Here is a 9,360-nt window from a genome sequence, read left to right as displayed (position 1 = left end):
ATTATAGCAGATTATTCAGCTGCCTTGGCTTCGGCGGCGCCTTCTTCAGCGCGCTCGACCAGTTCCACGAAGGCCATGGGGGCGTTGTCGCCCACGCGGAAGCCCATCTTCAGGATACGGGTGTAGCCACCAGGACGCTTTGCGAAGCGGGGGCCCAGCTCGTTGAAGAGCTTGGTCACGCTGTCGCGGTCGCGCAGGCGGTCGAATGCCAGACGGCGGTTGGCAACGGTGTCGACCTTGGCCAGGGTGATCATGGGCTCGATCACGCGGCGCAGTTCCTTGGCCTTGGGAACGGTGGTCTTGATGGCTTCGTGCTCGATGAGCGAATTCATCATGTTCTTCAGCATCGCCAGGCGGTGCGAAGAGGTGCGATTGAGTTTGCGGAGGCCGTGACCGTGACGCATGGTGCTTTATTCCTAAAATATGTAATTAGGGCTTGCGCAAACAAGGATGCAAGCCTGGAACCGTTACCGGATCTGCAGCTTGCCTCAACCGAATTTGCGCAAGTTGTTGATTAATTCGTGCAGCCGTATCAGGTACTGCCCGAGGCACTGAGGCTCTCCAAAAAGGAGAGCCCGCAATTATAGTGCTTAGCGCTTTTCCAGGCCAGCAGGCGGCCAGTTCTCAAGCTTCATGCCCAGCGTCAGACCGCGGGAAGCCAGGACTTCCTTGATCTCGTTGAGCGACTTGCGACCCAGGTTGGGGGTCTTGAGCAGCTCGTTTTCGGTACGCTGGATCAGGTCGCCGATGTAGTAGATGTTCTCTGCCTTGAGGCAGTTGGCCGAACGCACGGTGAGTTCCAGCTCGTCCACGGGACGCAGCAAGATGGGATCAAAGGCGGTTGCGGCACCACGGCCACCGGCCGGAGCATCGAAGACGCTGGCGATATCGCCGCCGTCCAGCTGAGCGAACACGGCGAGCTGTTCCACCAGGATCTTGGCGGATGCGCGCACGGCGTCCTCGGCAGTGATCGCACCATTGGTTTCGATCTCCACCACCAGCTTGTCGAGGTCGGTGCGTTGTTCAACGCGGGCCGATTCGACGGCGTAGCTCACGCGCTTGACGGGCGAGAACGAAGCGTCCAGCACAATGCGGCCGATCGACTTCGTGGACTCGTCGCCATAGCGGCGCACGTTGCCGGGCACATAGCCGCGGCCCTTCTCCACCTTGATCTGCATGTCCAGCTTGCCGCCTTGCGACAGGTTGGCGATGACATGATCAGGGTTGATGATTTCCACGTCGTGGGGCGTCTGGATGTCGCGCGCCGTCACGACGCCTTCGCCATCCTTGCGCAGCGAGAGCGTGACCTCATCGCGGTTGTGCAGCTTGAACACCACACCCTTGAGGTTCAGCAGGATGTTGACCACATCTTCCTGGACACCGTCGATGGACGAGTACTCGTGCAACACACCAGCAATCGTCACTTCCGTCGCTGCGTAACCCACCATGGACGAGAGCAGGACACGGCGCAGGGCGTTGCCCAGCGTATGGCCGTAGCCACGCTCAAACGGCTCCAGAACAACTTTGGCGCGATTGTGGCCAAGCTGCTCGACATTGATCGTCTTGGGCTTCAGCAAATTGGTTTGCATGCAGACTTCCTCTCAATACCCCCGGCTCGTTACACCGGTAAGGCTGGTGAAGCACCCCAGCGCGATGCCTCGCGGCTGGGGGACGGTTTTACAGAAATGTCGCTGCGCGGAATTAACGCGAGTACAACTCAACGATCAGGGATTCGTTGATGTCTGCACCGAACTCGTCGCGGTCAGGCGACTTCTTGAACGTGCCTTCAGCCTTGTCGGCAGACACTTCCACCCATGCGGGGAAACCGACTTGACCAGCCAGTTGCAGGGCTTCGACGATACGAGCCTGCTTCTTGGACTTTTCACGCACGGCGACCACGTCACCCACCTTCACCATGTAGGAAGGGATGTTGACGGATTGGCCGTTGACCGTGATGGCCTTGTGCGACACCAGCTGACGCGCTTCCGAGCGGGTCGAGCCGAAGCCCATGCGGTACACCACGTTGTCCAGACGCGACTCCAGCAGCGACAGCAGATTGGCACCGGTGTTGCCCTTCTTCTTGTCAGCGGCTTCGAAGTAGCGGCGGAATTGCTTTTCCAGCACGCCGTACATGCGCTTGACCTTCTGCTTTTCACGCAGCTGCAGGCCGAAGTCGGAAGTACGCTGACCGGAAGTGCGGCCGTGCTGGCCGGGCTTGGTGTCGAACTTGGACTTGTCGGCGATCGAGCGACGTGCGCTCTTCAGGAACAGGTCAGTGCCTTCACGGCGGGAGAGTTTGGCCTTGGGGCCGATATAGCGTGCCACTTGATTTCCTTTGTGTCATCTGCCGTGCACAAGCACGGGAGCCGCCCGCGATGTTACACATCTGGGCGGCGGTGGGCTTGGTGAAAAAGCTTAGATACGACGGCGCTTTTGAGGGCGGCAGCCGTTGTGGGGAACCGGCGTCACGTCCGCGATGGAAGTGATGCGGATGCCCAGGGCGCCCAGGGCGCGAACCGAGGATTCACGGCCAGGACCCGGACCCTTGATTTCGACGTCCAGGTTCTTGATGCCCTGTTCGATGGCAGCACGACCAGCCACTTCCGAAGCCACCTGGGCAGCGAAGGGAGTCGACTTGCGCGAACCCTTGAAGCCCTGGCCACCCGACGAGGCCCACGACAAAGCGTTGCCTTGGCGGTCGGTGATGGTGATGATCGTGTTGTTGAACGAAGCGTGCACGTGGGCAATGCCGTCCGAAATGTTCTTACGGACTTTCTTGCGAACGCGCTGTGCAGCGTTGTTTGCGGGAGACTTAGCCATAGTGATCTTTCAATCTCTTTATTTCTTCAAAGCCGCGGCACCCTTGCGCGGACCCTTGCGGGTACGTGCATTCGTGCGGGTACGTTGACCACGCATGGGCAGGCCACGACGATGACGGAAACCGCGATAGCAACCGATGTCCATCAAACGCTTGATGTTCATCGTTGTTTCGCGACGCAGATCACCTTCCAGAGTCAGGGAAGTCAGCTGATCACGGATCTTTTCCAGATCACCGTCAGTCAGTTCCTTGATTTTCTTGGAATATGCGATGCCAGCGGCTTCGCAGATCTTGCGTGCAGTGGTGCGACCGATCCCATAGATAGCGGTCAGGCCGATTTCAGCGTGCTGATGCGGCGGGATGTTAATGCCAGCGATACGTGCCATTATTCGTCCTCAAACTTTCCTATCAACCCTGGCGCTGCTTGTGGCGCTGGTCCGTGCAGATCACTCGCACCACACCTTTGCGGCGGATGATCTTGCAGTTACGGCAGATTTTTTTGACCGAAGCCGAAACTCTCATTTCATTCTCCTAAAACTCTACATCCGTTACGGCCTATCGACCGGGAAACATGCCCGCGATGGATAGATCGAGTGGGCGTCTACTAACTCTTACTGGACCCGCCGGCACCGCCGGCCAGGCCCATCACTTAGTTCAATTGCCAAGTGTCGCTTTGAAGTTCGCCTTTTTGAGGAGCGATTCGTACTGTTGCGACATCATGTAGTTCTGCACCTGGGCCATGAAGTCCATGGTCACCACCACAATAATCAGCAGTGATGTGCCACCGAAGTAGAACGGAACGTTGTACTTCAGGATCAGGAACTCGGGCAACAAGCACACGAATGTGATGTACACCGCGCCAGCCAGGGTCAGGCGAACCAGGATCTTGTCAATGTAGCGGGCCGTCTGGTCACCGGGACGGATCCCGGGGATGAAGGCACCACTCTTCTTCAGGTTGTCGGCGGTTTCCCGGCTGTTGAACACCAGGGCCGTGTAGAAGAAGCAGAAGAAGATGATGGCAGTGGCGTAGAGCATCACATAGATCGGCTGACCGGGGGTCAGCGTGCTAGCAATGTCCTTCAGCCAGCGCATGGATTCCCCTGCACTGAACCAGTTCACAACGGTCGCCGGCAGCAAGATGATCGAGGAAGCGAAGATGGGAGGAATGACCCCCGCCATGTTCAGCTTCAGCGGCAAGTGCGAAGACTGGCCACCATACACCTTGTTACCCACCTGACGACGCGCATAGTTCACCAGGATCTTGCGTTGTCCCCGCTCGACAAACACGACGAAGTACGTCACGGCTGCCACCACGAGAACGATGAAGATCGCGGCCAGGATGCTCATGGCACCGGTGCGCACCAGCTCCAGCAGACCACCGATGGAGCTCGGCAGACCTGCGGCGATACCTCCAAAGATGAGGATCGAGATGCCGTTGCCCAGACCACGTTCCGTGATCTGTTCACCGAGCCACATCAGGAACATGGTGCCGGCCGTCAGGCTGACCACCGCCGTGAGGCGGAAGCCGAAGCCAGGGCTCAGAACCAGACCTGCGGAGCTTTCCAGAGCCACGGCAATTCCCAGGGACTGAAAAATCGCCAGGCCCAATGTGCCGTAGCGGGTGTACTGGGTGATCTTGCGACGACCCGATTCACCTTCCTTTTTCAGCTGCTCGAATGTAGGGACCACGTAGGTCATGAGCTGCATGATGATCGATGCCGAGATGTACGGCATGATCCCCAGTGCGAACACCGTGAAGCGCGAGAGCGCCCCACCCGAGAACATGTTGAACAGATTGAGAATGCCGCCCTGCTGGCCATTGAACAGCTGCTGCAGCTGCGCTGGATCGATGCCCGGCACGGGGATATGAGCCCCGATCCGGTAAACGACCAGCGCGAGCAACAGAAAAACCAGACGGCGGCGAAGATCGCCGAATTTTCCGGTTTTTGCAATTTGAGCTGCGCTAGTAGCCACGGATGTCTTCTTTCAGATCATTAATCAGGCGATGCTGCCACCGGCAGCTTCGATGGCAGCCTTGGCGCCGGCGGTAGCGCCGATGCCGTTGAGCTTGACAGCCTTGCTGATTTCACCGCTCTTGATGATCTTGACCACCTTTGCGATTTCACCAACCAGACCGGCTTGCTTCAGAGCTGCCAGATCGACTTCGGCCAGGCCCAGCTGTTCCAGAGCGGACAGAGTCACTTCTGCATTGAACTTCAGCAGATGCGACTTGAAGCCACGCTTGGGCAGACGGCGCTGCAGAGGCATTTGACCGCCTTCGAAGCCCACCTTGTGGTAGCCACCCGAACGCGACTTCTGACCCTTGTGACCACGGCCGGCAGTCTTGCCCAGGCCGGAGCCGATGCCGCGACCGACACGGCGCTTGGCGTGCTTGGAGCCCTCTGCAGGCTTGATGCTATTGAGTTCCATCATCAATCCTTTCAGAGAACTTTGACCAGGTAGCTGATCTTGTTGATCATGCCGCGCACGGCAGGCGTGTCCTGCAGTTCGCTGATGCTGTTCAGCTTGCGCAGGCCCAGGCCACGGACGGTGGCGCGGTGCGATTCCTTGGTGCCAATGGGGCTGCGCACCAGTTGCACCTTCACGGTTTGTTGCGTTGTCATGTGATTGACTCCGATCAGGCGGTGAAGATGTCTTCAACCGACTTGCCGCGCTTGGCTGCCACTTCCGAAGGGGTCGTGGAGTGCTTCAGAGCGTCAAAAGTCGCGCGGACCATGTTGTAGGGATTCGACGAACCATGGCTCTTGGCCACGATGTCGGTGATGCCCAGCACTTCGAAAACGGCGCGCATCGGGCCGCCGGCGATGATGCCGGTACCCTTGGGAGCGGGGTTCAGCATCACGGATGCTGCGCCATGCTGACCCATCACGGTGTGATGGATCGTGCCGTGCTTCAAAGACACCTTGATCATGTTGCGACGGGATTCTTCCATCGCCTTTTGCACGGCTGCAGGCACTTCCTTCGACTTGCCCTTGCCCATGCCAACGCGGCCATCACCATCGCCAACCACGGTCAGTGCAGCGAAGCCGAGGATACGACCGCCCTTCACAACCTTGGTGACGCGGTTCACCGCGATCATTTTTTCGCGCAGACCGTCGTCACGACCTTCGTCTTGCACCTTGGGAGAAAACTTTGCCATTTCTATCCGCTCCGCTTAGAACTGCAGGCCGGCTTCACGAGCGGCTTCTGCCAAAGCCTTCACGCGGCCGTGGTATGCGAAACCAGCGCGATCGAAAGCCACTTTCTCCACGCCGGCAGCCTTCGCCTTCTCGGCAATGCGCTTGCCAATCAGCGTAGCGGCAGCCACGTTGCCACCCTTGCCGATGGCGCCCAGTTGGGTGCGCACTTCGGCTTCGGCGGTGGAGGCCGAAGCCAGCACCTTGGTGCCGTCTTCCGACACCACGCTTGCGTAGATGTGGAGGTTCGTACGGTTCACGCTCAGACGTGCCACGCCTTGCTGTGCAATGCGGATGCGGGTCTGGCGGGCACGACGGAGACGCTGCTCTTTCTTGGTCAACATAATGCAGCTCCTTACTTCTTCTTGGTCTCTTTGATCACGACCTTCTCATCCGAGTAACGGATGCCCTTGCCCTTGTAGGGCTCGGGAGGACGAACGGCACGGATCTCAGCAGCCATTTGGCCAACGGCCTGGCGGTCAGCACCCTTGACCAAGATTTCGGTCGGTGTGGGGGTGGTGACAGTGATGCCGGCCGGCATTTCGAAGTTCACCGGGTGCGAAAAGCCGATCGCCAGGTTCAGCTTGGAGCCCGAGGCCGAAGCCTTGAAACCCACGCCAACCAGCGACAGCTTCTTCTCGAAGCCCTTGCTCACGCCCACCACCATGTTGTTCACCAGCTGACGCATGGTGCCGCTCATGGCGTTGGCTTCGCGCGAGTCATTGACGGGCTCGAAAGACAGCTTGCCTTCGTTGTTGGAGATCTTCACCAGAGCGTTCTGGGCTTGCGACAGCGCGCCGCCGGTGCCCTTCACATTGATCTGGTCGTCTTTGATGGACACATCCACGCCTGCGGGGATGGCCACGGGAGTCTTTGCTACGCGAGACATTTCAGTATTTCTCCTTAATGTCCGTTAGGCCACGTAGCACAGCACTTCGCCGCCCACGCCAGTGGCGCGTGCCTTGCGATCCGTCATCACGCCCTTGGGAGTGGTGACGATGGCAACGCCCATGCCGTTCATGACCTGGGGGATTGCGTCACGGCCCTTGTACACGCGCAGGCCGGGACGGCTCACGCGCTCGATGCGCTCGATCACCGGACGGCCGGCGTAGTACTTCAGGGTAATTTCGAGTTCGGACTTGCCAGCGTCGGTCTTCACTTGGAAGCCGTCGATGTAGCCTTCATCCTTCAGCACCTGGGCGATGGCAACCTTGACCTTGGAGGAAGGAGCCGTCACGGTGGTCTTGGAGACCATTTGTGCATTGCGGATGCGGGTCAGCAAGTCAGCGATGGGATCACTCATGCTCATGTTTAATCTCTCCTGCTTGCTTACCAGCTGGCCTTGGTGACACCGGGGATGTCGCCAGCGAAGGCCAGTTCACGGATCTTGGCGCGGCCCAGACCGAATTGACGGAAGGTGCCACGGGGACGACCCGTGATCTCGCAGCGGTTGCGCTGGCGAGTGGGGTTCGCGTTACGGGGCAGCTTCTGCAGGCCCAGGCGAGCGGCGTCGCGCTCTTCGTCGCTGCGCTTTGCGTCAGCGGCGATTGCCTTCAGTTCTGCGTATTTGGCAGCGTACTTGGCTGCCAGCTTTTCGCGCTTGAGTTCGCGCTGGATCAATGCAACTTTAGCCATGCGCCACCTCAGTTCTTGAAGGGGAAACGGAAAGCGGCGAGCAGTGCCTTGCACTCATCGTCGGTCCGAGCTGTCGTCGTGATGCTGATGTTCAGACCACGCAGAGCGTCCACCTTGTCGTACTCGATTTCGGGGAAGATGATCTGTTCCTTGACGCCGACGTTGTAGTTGCCGCGACCGTCGAAAGAACGGCCGGAGATACCACGGAAGTCACGCACGCGGGGCAGAGCCACGGTGACGAAACGGTCCAGGAATTCATACATCTGAACGCCACGCAGGGTCACCATGCAGCCAATGGCCTGGCCTTCACGGATCTTGAAGCCGGCGATAGCCTTCTTGGCCTTGGTCACCACGGGCTTCTGACCAGCAATCTTGGTCAGGTCAGCCACGGCGTTGTCCATCACCTTCTTGTCGGCCACGGCTTCGCTCACACCCATGTTCAGGGTGATCTTGGTCAGACGGGGCACTTCCATGGAGGAGGTGTAGCCGAACTTTTCCTTGAGTTCAGCCGCGATCTTTTCGCGATACAGTTTTTGCAGTCGTGCCATGTGTTACCCCTTAGGCCGCCTTGATTTCGGCGCCGCTGGACTTGAACACGCGAACGCGTGTGCCGTCGGCCTGCACCTTGATGCCCACGCGATCAGCCTTGCCGGTCGCTGCATTGAAGATGGCCACGTTGGATTGGTGGATAGGCATGGCCTTTTCCACGATACCGCCGGTGGTGCCCTTCATGGGGTTCGGCTTGACGTGCTTCTTCACCATGTTGATGCCATCGATCAACAGGTGGGAGTCGTCCTTGCGTGCCGAGACCACGCCTTGCTTGCCCTTGTCACGGCCGGTCAGCACGATGATTTGGTCGCCCTTGCGAATCTTGTTCATGGTGCTTCCTTTAGAGAACTTCAGGTGCCAGGGACACGATCTTCATGAACTTTTCGTTGCGCAGTTCACGAGTCACGGGGCCAAAGATGCGGGTGCCGATAGGCTCCAGCTTGGCGTTCAGCAGAACGGCGGCGTTGCCGTCGAACTTGACGAGCGAGCCATCAGCACGGCGAATACCCTTCGCCGTACGCACCACGACCGCGCTGTAGACCTCGCCTTTTTTGACGCGTCCACGCGGTGCAGCTTCCTTGATGGTCACCTTGATGATGTCACCAACACTCGCATAGCGACGATGAGAACCGCCCAGCACTTTGATGCACTGAACAGACTTCGCGCCGGTGTTGTCGGCAACCTCTAACCGAGATTCTGTTTGGATCATTTCAATATTCCCAACTTGCTCCAGCAAACACTCGACAGCCCCAGAGTCTTCTCAAGGGCCGCGAGCAGCCAGTCAGTCTTGGGCCCGTCGTCCACGCCGAAAACCATTTCTCGGCGCTTCCACTGGGCAGATAACTTCACGATTTTCACGTGAAGCATGGGATTGTCCCAGAAATTCCTTTGCGCGTCAAACCCTTAGCTGCCTTTTCCACCCCTGGCCGGCAGCGTTGCGCAACCCCCACAAGAGCGCTATCAACCCAGGAGCAAGCTGGGCCTGCCGATGGCCGCACACCATCGGAAACGCCCATAAAAAAGCCGAGCCTGGCGGGCTCGGCAAAGGGTGGCAGACTCAACGCAATCGTCTGCTGCGGGCTGACCGCGCGTGCAACGGCGGCGCAGACATCGCAGCGGCTTGGGGCCACCGCGTTGGGCTCGGGCACGGCCCTTGCCCTG

The 9,360-nt window shown here is 59.0% G+C and carries 18 protein-coding genes; all 18 read right to left on the bottom strand.

Annotation, left to right across the window (positions count from 1 at the left end):
- Window positions 1-11 precede the first annotated feature (11 nt).
- The 18 genes from rplQ to JHD82_RS04255 all read right to left on the bottom strand — a co-directional run bounded on the left by rplQ (window position 12) and on the right by JHD82_RS04255 (window position 9,066).
- Window positions 12-404 (bottom strand): 50S ribosomal protein L17, encoded by a 393-nt coding sequence (gene rplQ, locus JHD82_RS04340; RefSeq protein ID WP_012202979.1) that lies wholly within the window; start codon window positions 402-404, stop codon window positions 12-14.
- Between the two features lie 186 nt (window positions 405-590).
- Window positions 591-1,589 (bottom strand): DNA-directed RNA polymerase subunit alpha, encoded by a 999-nt coding sequence (locus JHD82_RS04335; RefSeq protein ID WP_012202978.1) that lies wholly within the window; start codon window positions 1,587-1,589, stop codon window positions 591-593.
- Between the two features lie 112 nt (window positions 1,590-1,701).
- Window positions 1,702-2,325, bottom strand: a complete 624-nt coding sequence (gene rpsD, locus JHD82_RS04330; RefSeq protein WP_012202977.1) for a 30S ribosomal protein S4 — start codon at window positions 2,323-2,325, stop codon at window positions 1,702-1,704.
- A gap of 90 nt (window positions 2,326-2,415) precedes the next feature.
- Window positions 2,416-2,820 (bottom strand): 30S ribosomal protein S11, encoded by a 405-nt coding sequence (gene rpsK / locus JHD82_RS04325; protein ID WP_012202976.1) that lies wholly within the window; start codon window positions 2,818-2,820, stop codon window positions 2,416-2,418.
- A gap of 18 nt (window positions 2,821-2,838) precedes the next feature.
- Window positions 2,839-3,204 (bottom strand): 30S ribosomal protein S13, encoded by a 366-nt coding sequence (gene rpsM / locus JHD82_RS04320; protein ID WP_012202975.1) that lies wholly within the window; start codon window positions 3,202-3,204, stop codon window positions 2,839-2,841.
- A 22-nt stretch (window positions 3,205-3,226) separates the two neighbouring features.
- The gene (gene rpmJ / locus JHD82_RS04315) at window positions 3,227-3,340 is read right to left on the bottom strand and encodes a 50S ribosomal protein L36 (protein ID WP_003050535.1); all 114 of its coding nucleotides are present in this window, start codon (window positions 3,338-3,340) and stop codon (window positions 3,227-3,229) included.
- A gap of 132 nt (window positions 3,341-3,472) precedes the next feature.
- Window positions 3,473-4,792: a preprotein translocase subunit SecY gene (gene secY / locus JHD82_RS04310; protein ID WP_012202974.1), complete on the bottom strand. Its 1,320-nt coding sequence runs from the start codon at window positions 4,790-4,792 to the stop codon at window positions 3,473-3,475.
- 24 nt (window positions 4,793-4,816) lie between these two features.
- Complete coding sequence (gene rplO / locus JHD82_RS04305; RefSeq protein WP_012202973.1) at window positions 4,817-5,248, bottom strand: 50S ribosomal protein L15; 432 nt, start codon at window positions 5,246-5,248, stop codon at window positions 4,817-4,819.
- A gap of 11 nt (window positions 5,249-5,259) precedes the next feature.
- Window positions 5,260-5,442, bottom strand: a complete 183-nt coding sequence (gene rpmD, locus JHD82_RS04300) for a 50S ribosomal protein L30 (protein ID WP_012202972.1) — start codon at window positions 5,440-5,442, stop codon at window positions 5,260-5,262.
- 14 nt (window positions 5,443-5,456) lie between these two features.
- The gene (gene rpsE, locus JHD82_RS04295; RefSeq protein WP_012202971.1) at window positions 5,457-5,978 is read right to left on the bottom strand and encodes a 30S ribosomal protein S5; all 522 of its coding nucleotides are present in this window, start codon (window positions 5,976-5,978) and stop codon (window positions 5,457-5,459) included.
- 15 nt (window positions 5,979-5,993) lie between these two features.
- A complete protein-coding gene (rplR, locus tag JHD82_RS04290) occupies window positions 5,994-6,359 on the bottom strand; it encodes a 50S ribosomal protein L18 (protein ID WP_012202970.1) in 366 nt (121 codons plus the stop codon).
- A gap of 11 nt (window positions 6,360-6,370) precedes the next feature.
- Window positions 6,371-6,904 carry a 50S ribosomal protein L6 gene (gene rplF / locus JHD82_RS04285; RefSeq protein ID WP_012202969.1) on the bottom strand — a complete coding sequence of 178 codons (534 nt, stop codon included), beginning with the start codon at window positions 6,902-6,904 and terminating at the stop codon, window positions 6,371-6,373.
- A gap of 24 nt (window positions 6,905-6,928) precedes the next feature.
- Entirely contained in the window at window positions 6,929-7,324 is a 396-nt protein-coding gene (rpsH, locus tag JHD82_RS04280; protein ID WP_012202968.1) for a 30S ribosomal protein S8, read from the bottom strand.
- A gap of 20 nt (window positions 7,325-7,344) precedes the next feature.
- Window positions 7,345-7,650: a 30S ribosomal protein S14 gene (rpsN, locus tag JHD82_RS04275; protein WP_012202967.1), complete on the bottom strand. Its 306-nt coding sequence runs from the start codon at window positions 7,648-7,650 to the stop codon at window positions 7,345-7,347.
- A gap of 8 nt (window positions 7,651-7,658) precedes the next feature.
- The gene (gene rplE, locus JHD82_RS04270) at window positions 7,659-8,198 is read right to left on the bottom strand and encodes a 50S ribosomal protein L5 (RefSeq protein ID WP_012202966.1); all 540 of its coding nucleotides are present in this window, start codon (window positions 8,196-8,198) and stop codon (window positions 7,659-7,661) included.
- A 10-nt stretch (window positions 8,199-8,208) separates the two neighbouring features.
- The gene (gene rplX / locus JHD82_RS04265) at window positions 8,209-8,529 is read right to left on the bottom strand and encodes a 50S ribosomal protein L24 (RefSeq protein WP_012202965.1); all 321 of its coding nucleotides are present in this window, start codon (window positions 8,527-8,529) and stop codon (window positions 8,209-8,211) included.
- Between the two features lie 10 nt (window positions 8,530-8,539).
- A complete protein-coding gene (gene rplN, locus JHD82_RS04260) occupies window positions 8,540-8,908 on the bottom strand; it encodes a 50S ribosomal protein L14 (protein ID WP_012202964.1) in 369 nt (122 codons plus the stop codon).
- On the bottom strand, window positions 8,905-9,066 hold the full coding sequence (locus JHD82_RS04255) for a hypothetical protein (RefSeq protein ID WP_013804445.1): 162 nt from the start codon (window positions 9,064-9,066) through the stop codon (window positions 8,905-8,907). Before JHD82_RS04255 ends, rplN begins: the two co-directional genes overlap by 4 nt.
- Window positions 9,067-9,360: the final 294 nt, after the last annotated feature.

The sequence above is a fragment of the Delftia sp. ASV31 genome, assembly GCF_016428765.1.
Lineage (GTDB): Bacteria > Pseudomonadota > Gammaproteobacteria > Burkholderiales > Burkholderiaceae_C > Comamonas > Comamonas acidovorans.
This window is presented reverse-complemented; position numbering and strand designations above follow the sequence as displayed.